Source organism: Streptomyces sp. CA-179760, from assembly GCF_050937045.1.
Classification (GTDB): domain Bacteria; phylum Actinomycetota; class Actinomycetes; order Streptomycetales; family Streptomycetaceae; genus Streptomyces.
The window spans coordinates 4,605,152-4,620,538 of record NZ_JBNJLZ010000001.1 but is presented as its reverse complement, the minus strand read 5'-3'; the positions used below and the strand labels follow the sequence as shown (position 1 = coordinate 4,620,538).

Below are 15,387 nucleotides of genomic sequence, written 5' to 3'. Positions count from 1 at the left end.
AGGTCCCACTCGACGGGGCACAGGTGTCTTTCAGGGCAGCAGGCCGGCATGCCGGTTCGCTCGCGCCGTCACTGGTGCACCGCGCTGTTCCTCAGGGCCCGGATGATCGCCTCGGGCGAGTCCGCCGAGATGTAGACCGTGTCGACGTCGAGGCTCTGCCCGTCGCCCAGCTCGACCGGCACGGGCTCCTCCAGGAGGACCCGCATGTTGACCGAGCCGCCGATCGAGCACGCCACGGCCGAGGCCTCGTTCGGGACACGGCGCAGGCCCCGTCCCTCGATCGTCCGCATGGACTGGTTCGCCGACCGCACCATCGGACGCGGCAGCTCCAGGCCGCCCATGAACCCGGTGCGCAGCGCGACCCGGTCGGCCGAGACGGTGTGCGGATCGCGGGCCATGGCGGCCAGGACGCCGAAGCCGGTGAGGATCAGCGCGAGCTCCAGGAGCGCGTGCGGGATCCGGCCGGCCGGCGGAAGGATCTCGGAGACGAGGAACGCCAGCGGGATCTCCGTCAGGGTCAGGACCATGACCAGGGAGCGGACTTCGGAGGAGTGCCGGATCGCCGTCGTGCCCGGCGGTGTGCCGAGGGGGCGCCGAGTGATCACCGCCATCAGCGCGCGGGTCAGGATCCCGGCCCTGTGTCCCATGTGCGGCTTGGGAGTCACCTCTAATCCACTGTGCTGCGACACGCTGTCTCCCGGCTCCGGCGATGTGACACCACATCATCGCGCACGAGCGACGATCAGCCCCGGGCCGGTTGCATGAGATTACGTAATTCCGTAATGTCGACGGAGTGGAACTCGAAGCACGCGTAGCCGACCTGGAGCGCCGTCTTGCGGCCCTGGAAGGCGCCCACCGCGCCGGACCCCGCCTCGACGAGAGCGACTTCTGGGCCCTGAACGGGCTGAAGGAGCAGCTGGCCGAGCTGGGGGCCCCCGACGGCGGCATCCTCTACACGGGTTCCGTGCGCCTGCCGACGGGCGAGCCGTACACGTGGCAGATGGGAGCCCTGACGGAAGGGCTGCTGGAGGAGGACTGGACGGCGGCCGCCGAGTCGTTCGCGGCGCTCGGTCACCCGGTCCGGCTCCGGCTGCTCCGCGAGGTCCTCGGTGGCCGGCGCACCGCGGCCGAACTCGCCGAGCTGGACGAGGTCGGCACGACCGGCCAGGTCTACCACCACCTGCGCCAGCTCACCGGCACCGGCTGGCTGCACACGACCGGCCGGGGCCGCTACGAGGTTCCGGCCCAGCGCGTCGTACCGCTGCTGGTGGCGGTGGCGACGGCCAGGCCGTAGAAGCGAGGAACCAGGCCGTAGAAGCGAGGAAGAGGAAACGGGGGACAAGATGTCCGCACACAAGCTCGGCACGGTGGCCTTCCAAGGCCTTCAGCTGGCCTTCATCGGCCTGGTGATCGCCCATATCTGCTTCGGCTGGGACTACCCCATCCTGTGGAACTGCCTGCTGCTGTTCCTCGCGTACGCCGTCGTCACCGTCGCCAACCGGTGGGGCGGCGCCCCGGACAGCCCGCGCCGGGCCAGGGAACCCCTCGAAGTCGCCCCGCCCGTGACCGGCCGCTGGTCCGCGCTGAACAGCCCGGCCGACCGCACCCCGAGCCACGGCGTCCACGCCCACGGACAGACGTACGCCATCGACATCCTCGCCGAGCCCGAGCCGGGCTCCCGCCCCGCCTTCCGCCCGCTGTGGCCGCTCGCCCGCCGCCCCGAGGACTTCCCGGCCTTCGGTGCCGAGATCCTCGCCGTCGCCGACGCCACGGTCGTACGGGCCACCGACGGGCAGCGCGACCACCTCAGCCGCAACTCACTGCCAGGCCTGCTCTACCTGATGCTCGTCGAAGGCTCGGTACGAGAGATGTCCGGAGTCCGCCGCATCCTCGGCAACCACCTCGTCCTGGACCTCGGCAACGGCACCTACGCCGCCTACGCCCACCTCCAGCGCGGCTCCCTCACCGTCCGCGAGGGCGACCGCGTCCGGGCCGGACAGCTGCTCGCCCGCTGCGGCAACTCCGGCAACTCCTCCGAGCCGCACCTCCACTTCCAGCTCATGGACGGCACCGACCCGGACGCTGCCCGGGGCGTCCCCTTCACCTGGACCGGCATCGGGGTGCCCGCCAACGGGCAGACCTTCGAGGCACCCCCGGCTGTCACAGCCCCCGCCTAGGCTGACCCCCATGCCCCCGGCCAAGAAGCGCCCCCGCGCCTACGACCCCGCCAAGACCCGGGCCGGCGTGCTCGCCCAGTTCGGGAACATACGCCGGGCCGTGGGCACCCTCGGCCCGGACCGGCTGGACCTGCCCACGCGCCTCGGCGACTGGACCGTGCGCGACCTGGCCGCGCACTGCGCCATGGCCCTGGACGCCGTGGGACGGCTGCTCGCGGAGCCCGAACCCGCGCGGCAGGACGGCCGGCTGCTCGACTGGCCGTTCGCCATAGCCGACGACGCCCCCGCCATCGCCGCCACCGCCCGCCGCCTGGCCGAGGAGCACCCGGACCTCGACGCCCATCTCGCCGACGCCGAGCACCGCTTCACCGCGAACCTCGACGCACACCCCGCCGGCCGGCTCCTCCCCACCAGCGCGGGCGCCCTGCCCCTGGCCGACTACGTCGTCACGCGCAGCGTCGAACTCGTCGTCCACACCGACGACCTCAACACCGCCGTCCCCGGCCTGGGCATCCCCTACGACCGCCAGGCCCTGGCCGCCTGTACCCGGCTGCTCGCCGACGCGCTCGCGGCGAAGGCGCCCGGCGGCTCGACGGAGGTGCGGGTGCCGCCGTACGCGGTCGTGCAGTGCGTGGAGGGCCCCAGGCACACCCGGGGCACCCCGCCCAACGTCGTCGAGACGGACCCGCTCACCTGGATCCGGCTGGCGACCGGGCGGCTGACCTGGAAGCAGGCGCTCCAGGACGCCCACGTCAGCGCGAGCGGCGAGCGGGCCGACCTGGACCCGTACCTGCCCTTGATGAGGTAAGGGAACGAGGCAGGGGAACCGATCCCCCGGTTGCCCCGTCGAAGTGGCATGGACAAGCAGAAGCAGCGCATGACCCTGACGGCCGCCGCCATGCTCGTCCCGCTCATGGCGGCCTGCGGCAGCGAGAAGGCGGACAGCGGCAGCGGTTCGGTCGGTGCCGACAAGCCGGCGGTGACCGGCATGCGGTGGAGCGTGGACAGCGTCACCGCCGACGGCACCACCCAGAAGGCACCCACCGGCGCCCACATGACCATCGACAAGGGCCGGGCCGAGGACAGCTTCGGCTGCAACAACTTCGGCGCCGACGCCACCGTCGACGGCGACCGCGTCCGGCTCAGCAAGACCATGGCCACGGAGATGGCCTGCGAGAACAAGCCCATGGCCTTCGAGAAGACCCTCTCCCGCGCCCTCTCCGACCAGGAGTTCAAGGCGAAGGTGGACGGCGACCGCCTCATCCTCACCACCGACAAGGGCGACACCGTCCGTCTCACCAAGGCGAAGGACGCCGAGCTGAGCGGCACCAAGTGGACCGTCACCACCCCGGAGGCCGACGGCCGCGCCCACCTCACCTTCGACGAGAAGAAGGGCACCGTCTCCGGAAGCCTCGGCTGCAACAAGGTGAACGCCAAGGCCACCGTGCGCGACGGCCGTATCACCCTGGGCCCTCCGGCCACGACCCGAATGATGTGCGAAGACTCACTCATGAACGGCGAGAAGACCCTGCTGCGACTTTTCGACGGGGAGCTGAAGTACGAAGTCGATCACCAGACTCTTACGCTGACCAGCGAGAACGGTACGAGCGTGCGAGCCGTCGCCGAACAGTGATCCACCAAAAAGTCCGGAATCCCCAATTCGGACCAGTGGTCGACCTCGCCTACACTCGGTGGCGTGCCACGTGGTGACGGACGACTCAACCACGACCTGCTCCCCGGTGAGAAGGGCCCCCAGGACGCTTGTGGCGTCTTCGGTGTCTGGGCTCCGGGCGAAGAGGTCGCCAAGCTCACGTACTTCGGGCTCTACGCCCTCCAGCATCGAGGCCAGGAATCCGCGGGAATCGCGGTCAGCAACGGCTCTCAGATCCTTGTCTTCAAGGACATGGGTCTGGTCTCCCAGGTCTTCGACGAAACCTCCCTCGGCTCGCTCCAGGGACACATCGCGGTCGGACACGCCCGCTACTCGACCACCGGTGCCTCCGTGTGGGAGAACGCCCAGCCGACGTTCCGTGCCACCGGGCACGGCTCCATCGCGCTCGGCCACAACGGCAACCTGGTCAACACCGCCCAGCTCGCCGAGATGGTCGCCGACCTGCCCAAGCAGGAGGGCGGCCGCACCCCGCGCGTCGCGGCGACCAACGACACCGACCTGCTCACCGCGCTCCTCGCGGCCCAGGTCGACGAGGACGGCAAGCCGCTGAACGTCGAGGAGGCCGCCCACCGCGTCCTCCCGCAGGTCAAGGGCGCCTTCTCCCTCGTCTACATGGACGAGCACACCCTGTACGCGGCCCGCGACCCGCAGGGCATCCGCCCCCTGGTCCTCGGCCGCCTGGAGCGGGGCTGGGTCGTGGCCTCCGAGTCCGCGGCCCTCGACATCTGCGGCGCCTCGTACGTCCGCGAGATCGAGCCGGGCGAGTTCGTCGCCATCGACGAGAACGGCCTGCGCTCCTCCCGATTCGCGGAAGCGAAGCCCAAGGGCTGCGTCTTCGAGTACGTGTACCTGGCCCGCCCGGACACCGACATCGCCGGCCGGAACGTCTACCTCTCCCGCGTGGAGATGGGCCGCAAGCTGGCCAAGGAAGCCCCGGCCGAGGCCGACCTCGTCATAGCGACCCCGGAGTCCGGCACCCCCGCCGCCATCGGCTACGCGGAGGCGTCCGGCATCCCCTTCGGCTCGGGCCTGGTGAAGAACGCCTACGTCGGCCGCACCTTCATCCAGCCCTCACAGACCATCCGCCAACTCGGCATCCGTCTGAAGCTGAATCCCCTCAAGGAAGTCATCAAGGGCAAGCGCCTGGTCGTCGTCGACGACTCGATCGTGCGCGGCAACACACAGCGGGCCCTGGTCCGCATGCTCCGCGAGGCGGGCGCCGCCGAGGTCCACATCCGGATCTCCTCGCCGCCCGTGAAGTGGCCCTGCTTCTTCGGCATCGACTTCGCCACCCGCGCCGAGCTCATCGCCAACGGCATGACCGTCGACGAGATCGGCACCTCGATGGGCGCCGACTCCCTGGCGTACATCTCCATCGACGGCATGATCGAGGCGACCACCATCGCCAAGCCGAACCTGTGCCGCGCCTGCTTCGACGGCGAATACCCGATGGAGCTCCCGGACCCCGAGCTGCTCGGCAAGCAGCTCCTGGAGACCGAGCTGGCCGCCGGACCGGCCGCCACGGCCGCCGCCGACGCGATCCGCCGCCCGTAGCCGGCCCGTCACACCTGCCGTACGACACGAAGGTTCTCATCAGCCATGTCTGAGACACCCATCGCCGAGGGCGGCGCCAGCTACGCAGCCGCGGGCGTCGACATCGAAGCGGGCGACCGCGCCGTCGAACTCATGAAGGAGTGGGTGAAGAAGGCCCAGCGCCCCGAGGTCCTCGGCGGCCTCGGCGGCTTCGCCGGCCTCTTCGACGCCTCCGCCCTGAAGAACTACGAGCGTCCCTTGCTCGCCTCCGCCACGGACGGCGTCGGCACCAAGGTCGAGATCGCCCGCCGGCTCGGCATCTACGACACGATCGGCCACGACCTGGTCGCCATGGTCATGGACGACATCGTGGTCTGCGGCGCCGAGCCGCTCTTCATGACCGACTACATCTGCGTCGGCAAGGTCCACCCCGAGCGTGTCGCCGCCATCGTCAAGGGCATCGCCGAGGGCTGCGTGCTGGCCGGCTGCGCCCTGGTCGGCGGCGAGACCGCCGAGCACCCGGGCCTGCTGGGCGAGGACGACTTCGACGTCGCAGGCGCCGGTACGGGTGTCGTGGAGGCCGACCGGCTGCTGGGCGCGGATCGTATCCGTACGGGTGACGCGGTGATCGCCATGGCGGCCTCCGGTCTTCACTCGAACGGGTACTCCCTCGTCCGGCATGTCCTGCTGAACCAGGCGGGCCTCGCGCTGGAAACCCACATCGACGAGCTCGGCCGCACCCTCGGCGAGGAACTGCTGGAGCCGACGAAGATCTACTCGCTGGACTGCCTGGCCCTGATGCGCACCACGGAGGTGCACGCCTTCAGCCACATCACCGGCGGCGGACTCGCGGCCAACCTCGCCCGGGTGATCCCGGACGGGCTGCACGCGATCGTCGACCGCTCCACCTGGACCCCGGCGCCGATCTTCGACCTCGTCGGACGGACGGGTCAGGTCGAGCGCCTGGAGCTGGAGAAGACCCTGAACATGGGCGTGGGCATGATCGCGATCGTGCCGCAGGAGTCCACGGACGTGGCCCTGACGACCCTGGCCGACCGCGGTGTGGACGCCTGGGTGGCAGGAGAGATCACGGACCGGGGCGAGCACACCACCGGTGCCGCCCTGATCGGTGACTACGCGAGCTGAGGCACGGGGGTCATCACCCCGCGGGCCCTGCGGGCAGCACAGAACCCGGTCGGTGACCGGAGTCACCGACCGGGTGAGTGCTTCAGTGCAGGGTCAAGCGCCGCGACGGTGTTGTGAGGACTGGGTGTCCTCATCTTCGTCGTCGTCCTCATAGAGGTCGGCGTACCGTGCGTACAGGTCCTCATCCTGATCATCGTCTTCGACCACCGGCTCGCCGTTAGGCGGCTGCGGATTCGAAGGCGATGCACCCAGCTCCTCGGCCAGGCGTGAGAGGTCAGTCCCACCGCTGTTGTACTTCAGCTGGCGGGCGACCTTCGTCTGCTTGGCCTTGGCCCGGCCGCGCCCCATGGCTCGACCCCCTCAACGACGGGGCTCGACGGCCCCAGAGTCTTGACACGCGTTCATGGTCCGGAACGGACTCTCCGCAGAGAGACCGTGTCCGTAGGGCTTCCACGGTACCTGAGCCCGCGCCCATACGGTACGTCGCCCGCATGACGTGCCCGCGCCCAGGACCCTCGAGGCGCCCCGTCCTCGCTGGTCAACCGCGATTTTAACCACTTATCGGCGGTCGACCCGCCGGTAGAAGTGAGAGTTCTCTCTAACTGCCCACCGACGGGTACCGGCCAAACGTACGAGACCGCTCCGGGTCGGTCCCGTGCCCGCCCCCGGTTCAGCGCGCCCGGCGGGCCATGGCCGCGTCGTGCATCCGCTGCTCGGCGATCCGGTCGGCCGCGGCGGCCGGCGGAATGCCGTCCTCCTTCGCACGTGCGAATATGGCCAGCGTCGTGTCGTAGATCTTCGACGCCTTCGCCTTGCACCGCTCGAAGTCGAAGCCGTGCAGCTCGTCGGCGACCTGGATGACACCGCCGGCGTTCACCACGTAGTCCGGCGCGTAGAGGATCCCGCGGTCGGCGAGGTCCTTCTCCACACCCGGGTGGGCGAGCTGGTTGTTGGCGGCGCCGCAGACCACCTCGGCGGTCAGTACGGGCACCGTGTCGTCGTCCAGGGCGCCGCCCAGCGCGCAGGGGGCGTAGATGCCCAGTCCGTCGAGCCGGATCAGCTCGTCGGTGTTCTTGACGGCGGTCACGTCCCGGTGCCGCTCGGTGATCCGGCGTACGGCGTCCTCGCGTACGTCCGTGACGAAGACCTCGGCGCCTTCCTTCACCAGGTGCTCCACCAGGTGGTGGCCGACCTTGCCGACGCCGGCGATGCCGATCCGCCTGGCGCGCAGTGTGGGGTCGCCCCACAGGTGCTGGGCGGAGGCGCGCATGCCCTGGTAGACGCCGTAGGCGGTGAGGACGGAGGAGTCCCCGGCGCCGCCGTTCTCGGGGGAGCGGCCGGTCGTCCAGCGGCACTCGCGGGCCACGACGTCCATGTCGGCGACATACGTACCGACGTCGCAGGCGGTGACGTAGCGGCCGCCGAGGGAGGCCACGAAGCGGCCGTAGGCGAGGAGCAGCTCCTCGCTCTTGATCCGCTCCGGATCGCCGATGATCACGGCCTTGCCGCCGCCGTGGTCGAGTCCGGCCATGGCGTTCTTGTACGACATCCCGCGCGCGAGGTTCAGCGCGTCGGCGACGGCCTCCGCCTCGCCGGCGTACGGGTAGAAGCGCGTACCGCCGAGCGCGGGGCCCAGGGCGGTGGAGTGGAGGGCGATGACGGCCTTGAGGCCGCTCGCGCGGTCCTGGCAGAGCACGACTTGCTCATGACCTCCCTGGTCCGAGTGGAACAGGGTGTGCAGTACATCAGCAGGCGCGCCGGCTACGTCGGTCACTGTGGTGACTCCTGAGTAAGTTGCGGCGGGTGGGGCTGGGCTCCCGTATGGGTGGCGGGAACCGCTGAGCATGAGATTAGGGCCTGGTGCGCCCGTCGGAGGCACCGCGCACAGGATCCCCTCCGTGCGGAGTACACCCGTGCGACGATTTCCATAGTCTTCCCGTGCGTTTGTGTGTGGGTTCCGCAGGTTTTCGCGACGGAGCGCGGGGGAGGGAGCAGGCGTGCCCAAGGTGTCCTCGGTGATCGTCCCCTACGCGACCTACCTGCGCGTGTACGAACCGCTGGCCGCCTTCCCCGAACCGGAGCGCGGCCACTGGGCCCGCTACGCGCGTCGTACGGACCGTCCCTCGTACCAGGACGAACTGCGTCGCGCCCTGGCCGACTTGGCGCCCACCCCGCCGGTCCCGGTGCCGGTGCACGAGAGCGAGGACGCCTTCGTGCTCGATGTCGAGGGTGTTGTCTGCGTCTGCCCCTGGCGCACCAGACTGCGTGGCTGGCAGGCCCTGGACGAGCTCTCCGAGGAGCTCCCGCCGCCCGTCCTGGACGCGGTCCTGCCGCCCTTCCTGCGGGACCAGGCCGCCCAGGACTACGAGCGCTGGCTGGCGATCAACCCGGACGCCCGGCCGTGGATCCGTACGGCGACCTGGCAGGTGCCGATCAACTGGTTCGTGCTGGTCTCCGACGAGGAGCGCGAGTACGACAAGGGCGACTCGGTCGACAGCCCGCCCGTGCTGCGCTATCGCACGCCGATGGTCCAGGCCCGGCGGCGCGTGGCGAGGGGCCTGCGGGCCCTGAAGGAGGCCATGGACGAGGGGCCGCTGATCGACGGCCTGGTGGACGTCGGACGCTGGCTGGAGGAGTTCCACCCGCGCTCGCTCGTGGAGCTGGACTACGGCGGTCTGGTGCACGCGGTGCCGGCCGGGACGCTGGAGGACGATCACTCGGCGGCGGACGTGGCCGAGGGGATCGCCGCGCTGCGCCGGGGCGACGGGACGGCCGCGGGGGCGGCGTACGCACGGCTGGTGGAGCGGTGGCGTTCCGTACGTGATCTGCGGTCGGCCAACTGACCTCTGACCTTGAGACCCTACGGACGGCTCGTGGTCGGTCACGAACTGACGTTTGACGAACCGCCCGATTTGAGGTTTTGTCCTCGCACCGAGTTCCTGAAGCGGACTGTGCGTTTCCTGAAACTTCGTCAACAAGGGACGTAGGGCCCGATCCGGGCGTACCTCCCAAGTTGGCCAAGCGTGACGGACTACACGTACGTGGCTCTTGCGCCCCTTGCCCCTCCTCATGCCAAAATAGGACAAGGAGTCCGGGGGGCTCCTTCCGTCCCGTAGTGCTGCACTATGGGCGGAATCTCAGCATTGCACGCTTTGGGGGGTCTCGTGACTCCTGATCGCCGCTGTGACTGATCGTCACAGCGGCGTGACTGTCCGCTATGGCATGGTCCATCGGCTTCCGTCGCTGATGAACACCTGGAGGGGCAATTCCATCGGTTTGGCCGACGCGGCTGGACAGATGGTGTAGTTGTAGTGCCGAGGACAAGCCGTTCGTCCTATAACCGACTCGACTCGCGTCCGCCATTTCGGGCAACGCGGGTCAAGGTGCAGAATTTAGAGGAAAGAACCGAGAAGGTTCGGTTCTCCCGAGGAGGCCGCTCATGACCGCTCGCACCCCTGATGCCGAGCCGCTGCTGACCCCGGCTGAGGTCGCCACCATGTTCCGCGTGGACCCGAAGACGGTCACGCGGTGGGCGAAGGCCGGCAAGCTCACGTCGATCCGCACGCTCGGCGGGCATCGGCGCTACCGCGAGGCTGAGGTCCGCGCACTGCTCGCGGGTATTCCGCAGCAGCGCAGCGAGGCCTGAACAATTGAATACCGGACAAACCGGCTGGTCCCCCACTGGCCGCGGCGTCCGGAACCCTAGCTCCAAGCGACGCGGGTCCTGCCCCAACAGGTCCCACGCCCAAGCCAGTCAGAGCTTCGCAGGCATGTAACAGGGTGCGTCGTAGATCGCGTTGGACTCCGCCGGGTCCAGCGCGATCTTTTTTGTGCGCCGACCACCGGCCCGCCCGAGCTGCGGTGAGTGGCCTTGTCGGAGTCTGGGGAGGGGTGTCGGATCTCCTGTGTGCGGCACCCCCGGGGTGGGGTGCAATTGCACATATTAAATTGACCTGTTGTAGGTGGGGTGTAAATACCGCACTTTCCAAAACTCATGCAGTGACACCCGTCACATACCGAGCGGCTTGTTAGCTCTGCCGCCGGTGCGGTAGAGGAGCCTCCGGCTCCAGCACCCCATGCTCGGACGGGTGTTGAGGCCGGCCCGGAGCGGACTCCATCACCAGCCGCAGCAGGCGGTGGCAGACCGGACAGTGGCGCGTGAGATGCCGGTACGACGACGCGGCCGACAGGTGCGCGCGGAGCAGGGCCCGCGTCTCGTGCCTAGCCGATGCCGCCATACGCCACCTCCAGAGGGCCGCACGGGGAACGGCCCTGGTTTCTGGGTAACCGAGCGAATGAGGGGCCGTCAAGACGGCGTGGGGGAGCTCTGGAGGCTCCTCGGAGGTCAGGACACACAAAGAAGCCCGGATCCGAAGATCCGGGCTTCTCCGCTGCGGACACGAGGAAGGGCCCGCGTCCCCTGCGGGATGCGGGCCCTGCTCACTTCAGTGCGGTCCTGACGGGATTCACTGCGTCTGATTGCGGCTGCGCCGCGGGCGCGGCCTCCACCTTGACAGGCTGGCGAGGGGGTGTGGCTGCCGGGCACGACGAAGGGCCCGCGTCCCCTGCGGGATGCGGGCCCTTCCTCACTGCGGTCCTGACGGGATTTGAACCCGCGGCCTCCACCTTGACAGGGTGGCGAGCACTCCAAACTGCTCCACAGGACCAGGTTTTCGCGGCGCTATTTGTGCGTTGCGCTGCGAGAAGAGACTGTACAGGAGGGGTGGGGCCGTGCGCGAACTCACCCAACGCGCACGGGCAATTACGGGACTTCCGCGTCGATCGCCTTGACGATCCGCTTGTCGGAGACGGGGTACGCCGTCCCCAGCGCGTGGGCGAAGTAGCTGACCCGGAGCTCCTCGATCATCCAGCGGATGTCCAGGACCGACGAGGGGACCGGCCGGCCTTGCGGCAGCTGCTCCAGCAGCCAGGTGTACTCGTCCCGCATCTCGTGGACCTTCTGCATCCGCGTCGTGTCCCGCTGGACGTTCGCCGGCATCTGCTGCAGCCGCCGGTCCGCCGCCACCAGATAGCGCATCAGGTCCGGCTGGCGCCGCAGCCCCGCCTCCGTCACGAAACCGGGCTTCACCAGGGCGTCCAGCTGCCCCCGCACGTCCTGGAGGTTCGGCAGCAGCGCGGGGCTGCGTACGCCCTTCAGACGACGCTCACAGGCCTGCCAGGCGGCCAGGACCTGCTGCACCTGGCCCACCGTACGGACCGTCGTGTCGACGATCTCCGCGCGGACCTTGTCGTACAGCTTCCGGTAGGACTCCTCGTCCCACGCCGGCCCGCCGAAGTCCCCGATCAGCTTGTCGGCCGCCGCCATCGCGCAGTCGTCGAACAGGGCCTGGATGGAGCCGTGCGGATTCGCCGACAGCGCCAGCTTCTGCGCGTTCGTCAGCTTCTCGGAGGCGAACTTCGCCGGGTTCACCGGGATGTTGCGCAGGATCAGGCGGCGCGTGCCCTTCCACATGGCCTGGGCCTGCTCCGCCTCCGTGTCGAAGAGGCGTACGGAGACCGTGTCGCCGTCGTCGACCAGCGCCGGGTACGCCTTCACCGGCTGGCCCGCCCGCCGCGTCTCGAAGACGCGGGTGAGCGAGCCGATCGTCCAGTCGGTGAGGCCCTCGCGCTCCAGGGACTCGCCGCCCTGGCGCTCGGCGGTGGCCGCCGCGGCCTGGGAGATGGCCTCGCGGGCCTTAGGCCGCAGCCGCAGCTTCAGCGCCTCCAGGTCCTTGTCCTCCGCGAGCTTGCGACGCCGCTCGTCGACGATCCGGAACGTGACCTTGAGGTGGTCGGGGACCTTGGACCAGTCGAAGTCGTCCGCCTCGAACGGGACGCCGACCTTGCGCCGCAGTTCGCGGGTCATCGTCGTCGTGAGGGGCTCTTGGAGCGGGACAGCGCTGTCCAGGAAGGCCTTCGCGTAGTTCGGCGCGGGGACGTAGTGGCGGCGGATCGGCTTGGGCAGGGACCGGATGAGCTCCACGACGACCTCTTCCCGCAGGCCCGGGATCTGCCAGTCGAAGCCCTCGTCAGTGACCTGGTTGAGGACCTGGAGCGGGATGTGGACGGTCACGCCGTCGGCGTCCGCGCCCGGCTCGAACTGGTACGTCACACGGAACTTGAGGTTCCCCTGGCGCCAGGAGTCCGGGTAGTCGGCCTTGCTGACCTCGCCCGCCTTCTCGTTGATGAGCATCTCGCGCTCGAAGTCGAGGAAGTCGGGCTGCTCGTGCCGCTTGCGCTTCCACCAGGAGTCGAAGTGGGCGCCGGAGACGACGTGTTCGGGGATCTTCTGGTCGTAGAAGTCGAACAGCGTCTCGTCGTCGACCAGGATGTCCCGGCGCCGGGCCCGGTGCTCCAGCTCCTCCACCTCGGTGAGGAGCCGGCGGTTGTCCGAGAAGAACTTGTGGTGCGTGCGCCAGTCGCCTTCGACGAGCGCGTTCCGGATGAACAGCTCGCGGCTGACCTCCGGGTCGATCCGGCCGTAGTTGACCTTCCGCTGCGCCACGATCGGCACGCCGTACAGCGTGACCTTCTCGTACGCCATCACCGCGGCCTGGTCCTTCTCCCAGTGCGGCTCGCTGTACGTGCGCTTGAGGAGGTGGGCGGCGAGGGGCTCGACCCACTCGGGCTCGATCTTCGCGTTGACGCGGGCCCAGAGGCGGGACGTCTCGACGAGTTCGGCGGACATGACGAAGCGCGGGGGCTTCTTGAAGAGGGCCGAGCCGGGGAAGACGGCGAACTTGGCGTTGCGGGCGCCCAGGTACTCGTTCTTCCCCGTGCTTCTCCCGCCCTCGCCGCCGGCCTCCTTCACGTCCTTCATGCCGACGTGGGAGAGCAGGCCCGCGAGGAGGGAGACGTGGATGCGGTCGTCCGGGGCGTCGTCCTCGTTGAGGTGGATGCCCATCTGCTTCGCGACCGTGCGCAACTGGCTGTAGATGTCCTGCCATTCGCGGATGCGAAGGAAGTTGAGGTACTCCTGCTTGCACATCCGGCGGAAGGAGGACGAACCCCGCTCCTTCTGCTGCTCGCGGACGTAGCGCCAGAGGTTGAGGTAGGCCAGGAAGTCGCTGGTCTCGTCCTTGAAACGGGCGTGCTGCTGGTCGGCCTGCGCCTGTTTGTCGGCGGGGCGCTCGCGCGGATCCTGGATGGACAGCGCGGCGGCTATGACCATGACCTCGCGGACACAGCCGTTCCGGTCGGCTTCCAGCACCATGCGGGCCAGCCGCGGGTCGACCGGCAGCTGGGCGAGCTTGCGGCCGGTCTGCGTGAGCCGCTTGCGGAGGTCCTTCTGGGCCGGGTCGAAGGCGCCGAGCTCCTGGAGGAGCTGCACGCCGTCACGGATGTTGCGGTGGTCCGGCGGGTCGATGAAGGGGAACTTCTCGATGTCGCCCAGGCCGGCCGCGGTCATCTGCAGGATGACGGAGGCGAGGTTCGTACGGAGGATCTCCGCGTCCGTGAACTCCGGGCGGGCCTCGAAGTCGTCCTCGCCGTAGAGGCGGATGCAGATGCCGTCGGACGTACGGCCGCAGCGGCCCTTGCGCTGGTTGGCGCTGGCCTGGGAGACCGGCTCGATGGGCAGGCGCTGGACCTTGGTGCGGTGGCTGTAGCGGGAGATCCGCGCGAAGCCCGGGTCGATGACGTACTTGATGCCCGGGACGGTGAGGGAGGTCTCGGCGACGTTGGTCGCCAGAACGATCCTGCGTCCGGTGTGCGGCTGGAAGACGCGGTGCTGCTCGGCGTGCGACAGCCGGGCGTAGAGGGGCAGGATCTCGGTGAATCTGTACTGCTTCTTTGTGAGCGCGTCGGCGGTGTCCCGGATCTCCCGCTCGCCGGAGAGGAAGACGAGGATGTCGCCCTTGCCCTCCTTCTGGAGCTCTTCCACGGCATCGGTGATCGCGGTGATCTGGTCGCGGTCGGCGTCGTCGGAGTCCTCTTCGAGGAGCGGCCGGTAGCGCACCTCCACCGGGTACGTACGGCCGCTGACCTCGACGATCGGGGCGTCGCCGAAGTGCCGGGAGAAACGCTCGGGGTCGATGGTGGCCGAGGTGATGACGACCTTGAGGTCGGGCCGCTTCGGCAGCAGCTGGGCGAGGTAGCCCAGCAGGAAGTCGATGTTGAGAGACCGCTCGTGGGCCTCGTCGATGATGATCGTGTCGTAGGCGCGCAGCTCGCGGTCCGTCTGGATCTCGGCGAGCAGGATGCCGTCCGTCATCAGCTTGACGAAGGTGGCCTCCGGGTCGACCTGGTCGGTGAAACGGACCTTCCAGCCGACGGCCTCGCCGAGCGGGGTGTCGAGCTCCTCCGCCACGCGCTCGGCGACGGTGCGGGCGGCGATACGACGGGGCTGTGTGTGCCCGATCATGCCGCGGACGCCTCGCCCGAGCTCCATGCAGATCTTCGGGATCTGCGTGGTCTTCCCGGAACCGGTCTCACCGGCGATGATCACGACCTGGTGGTCGCGGATGGCGTCGGCGATCGCGTCCTTCTTCTGGCTGACCGGCAGCTGCTCGGGGTACGTGACCCCGGGCACGCGGGCGCGCCGCGCGGCCATGCGCTCCTCGGCCCTGGCGACCTCCGCCTCGATCTCGGCGAGCACAGCGGCCTGGGCCTCCGGCTTACGGATCTTGCGCGCACCTTCGAGCCTGCGGCCGAGCCGGTGCGCGTCGCGCAGGGACAGCTCGGTCAGGCGGGGGGCGAGGGCGCCGAGGGCGGGGGCGGGGTGCGTAGACATACGGGATCCAGGATCTCATCCCCGGGAAATCCGTGGCGAACGGTTTTGTCCCCTGGCACGGAGTGAGGTTTGACCGTTTCTCGTTCGGGCGGCGATTGCATGGCGGTGAGGTGGTACGGCAGCCGCTC

At 69.3% G+C, this 15,387-nt stretch carries 13 protein-coding genes and 1 tRNA gene; 8 read left to right on the top strand and 6 right to left on the bottom strand.

All coding sequences use genetic code 11. The features are described from left to right. Positions 1–68: 68 nt before the first annotated feature. Complete coding sequence (locus ACQEV8_RS20760; protein WP_432962341.1) at positions 69–647, bottom strand: hypothetical protein; 579 nt, start codon at positions 645–647, stop codon at positions 69–71. Positions 648–793: 146 nt separating this feature from the next. Here ACQEV8_RS20760 and ACQEV8_RS20755 point away from each other — a divergent pair, with 146 nt between their 5' ends. The 6 genes from ACQEV8_RS20755 (at position 794) to purM (ending at position 6,528) form a co-directional block, all read left to right on the top strand. Beyond that, entirely contained in the window at positions 794–1,294 is a 501-nt protein-coding gene (locus ACQEV8_RS20755) for an ArsR/SmtB family transcription factor (protein ID WP_432962339.1), read from the top strand. A 49-nt stretch (positions 1,295–1,343) separates the two neighbouring features. Further along, on the top strand, positions 1,344–2,177 hold the full coding sequence (locus tag ACQEV8_RS20750) for a M23 family metallopeptidase (protein WP_432962337.1): 834 nt from the start codon (positions 1,344–1,346) through the stop codon (positions 2,175–2,177). A 10-nt stretch (positions 2,178–2,187) separates the two neighbouring features. Continuing rightward, positions 2,188–2,985 (top strand): sterol carrier family protein, encoded by a 798-nt coding sequence (locus ACQEV8_RS20745; protein WP_432962335.1) that lies wholly within the window; start codon positions 2,188–2,190, stop codon positions 2,983–2,985. A 48-nt stretch (positions 2,986–3,033) separates the two neighbouring features. Next, positions 3,034–3,810: an META domain-containing protein gene (locus tag ACQEV8_RS20740; protein WP_432962333.1), complete on the top strand. Its 777-nt coding sequence runs from the start codon at positions 3,034–3,036 to the stop codon at positions 3,808–3,810. A gap of 63 nt (positions 3,811–3,873) precedes the next feature. Then, on the top strand, positions 3,874–5,403 hold the full coding sequence (gene purF / locus ACQEV8_RS20735) for an amidophosphoribosyltransferase (protein ID WP_432962331.1): 1,530 nt from the start codon (positions 3,874–3,876) through the stop codon (positions 5,401–5,403). A 45-nt stretch (positions 5,404–5,448) separates the two neighbouring features. After that, positions 5,449–6,528: a phosphoribosylformylglycinamidine cyclo-ligase gene (gene purM / locus ACQEV8_RS20730; protein ID WP_432962329.1), complete on the top strand. Its 1,080-nt coding sequence runs from the start codon at positions 5,449–5,451 to the stop codon at positions 6,526–6,528. Between the two features lie 93 nt (positions 6,529–6,621). Here the strand turns inward: purM and ACQEV8_RS20725 are convergent, their stop codons facing one another. Together ACQEV8_RS20725 and ACQEV8_RS20720 are read right to left on the bottom strand one after the other, a co-directional pair. Further along, positions 6,622–6,876 (bottom strand): DUF3073 domain-containing protein, encoded by a 255-nt coding sequence (locus tag ACQEV8_RS20725; protein WP_432962327.1) that lies wholly within the window; start codon positions 6,874–6,876, stop codon positions 6,622–6,624. Positions 6,877–7,198: 322 nt separating this feature from the next. Beyond that, positions 7,199–8,302 carry a Leu/Phe/Val dehydrogenase gene (locus tag ACQEV8_RS20720; protein WP_432962325.1) on the bottom strand — a complete coding sequence of 368 codons (1,104 nt, stop codon included), beginning with the start codon at positions 8,300–8,302 and terminating at the stop codon, positions 7,199–7,201. Positions 8,303–8,525: 223 nt separating this feature from the next. Between ACQEV8_RS20720 and ACQEV8_RS20715 the strand changes: the two genes are divergently transcribed. Further along, positions 8,526–9,371 (top strand): hypothetical protein, encoded by an 846-nt coding sequence (locus tag ACQEV8_RS20715; protein WP_432962323.1) that lies wholly within the window; start codon positions 8,526–8,528, stop codon positions 9,369–9,371. 596 nt (positions 9,372–9,967) lie between these two features. Next, the gene (gene bldC / locus ACQEV8_RS20710) at positions 9,968–10,174 is read left to right on the top strand and encodes a developmental transcriptional regulator BldC (RefSeq protein WP_003949541.1); all 207 of its coding nucleotides are present in this window, start codon (positions 9,968–9,970) and stop codon (positions 10,172–10,174) included. A 382-nt stretch (positions 10,175–10,556) separates the two neighbouring features. On the opposite strand, the gene ACQEV8_RS20705 is transcribed toward bldC, so the two are convergent. From ACQEV8_RS20705 to hrpA, 3 genes are all read right to left on the bottom strand, one after another. Next, positions 10,557–10,766, bottom strand: a complete 210-nt coding sequence (locus ACQEV8_RS20705) for a DUF6274 family protein (protein ID WP_432962321.1) — start codon at positions 10,764–10,766, stop codon at positions 10,557–10,559. Between the two features lie 354 nt (positions 10,767–11,120). Beyond that, positions 11,121–11,195 (bottom strand) — tRNA-Asp (locus ACQEV8_RS20700). Between the two features lie 95 nt (positions 11,196–11,290). After that, a complete protein-coding gene (gene hrpA, locus ACQEV8_RS20695; protein ID WP_432962319.1) occupies positions 11,291–15,259 on the bottom strand; it encodes an ATP-dependent RNA helicase HrpA in 3,969 nt (1,322 codons plus the stop codon). Positions 15,260–15,387: the final 128 nt, after the last annotated feature.

Excerpts from the sequence above, each read along its gene's own strand:
- bldC (WP_003949541.1), top strand. The coding sequence starts at position 9,968 with ATGACCGCTCGCACCCCTGATGCCGAGCCGCTGCTGACCCCGGCTGAG.
- ACQEV8_RS20745 (WP_432962335.1), top strand. The coding sequence starts at position 2,188 with ATGCCCCCGGCCAAGAAGCGCCCCCGCGCCTACGACCCCGCCAAGACC.
- ACQEV8_RS20760 (WP_432962341.1), bottom strand. The coding sequence starts at position 647 with ATGGGACACAGGGCCGGGATCCTGACCCGCGCGCTGATGGCGGTGATC.
- hrpA (WP_432962319.1), bottom strand. The coding sequence starts at position 15,259 with ATGTCTACGCACCCCGCCCCCGCCCTCGGCGCCCTCGCCCCCCGCCTG.
- ACQEV8_RS20725 (WP_432962327.1), bottom strand. The coding sequence starts at position 6,876 with ATGGGGCGCGGCCGGGCCAAGGCCAAGCAGACGAAGGTCGCCCGCCAG.
- ACQEV8_RS20740 (WP_432962333.1), top strand. The coding sequence starts at position 3,034 with ATGGACAAGCAGAAGCAGCGCATGACCCTGACGGCCGCCGCCATGCTC.
- ACQEV8_RS20750 (WP_432962337.1), top strand. The coding sequence starts at position 1,344 with ATGTCCGCACACAAGCTCGGCACGGTGGCCTTCCAAGGCCTTCAGCTG.
- ACQEV8_RS20705 (WP_432962321.1), bottom strand. The coding sequence starts at position 10,766 with ATGGCGGCATCGGCTAGGCACGAGACGCGGGCCCTGCTCCGCGCGCAC.
- purM (WP_432962329.1), top strand. The coding sequence starts at position 5,449 with ATGTCTGAGACACCCATCGCCGAGGGCGGCGCCAGCTACGCAGCCGCG.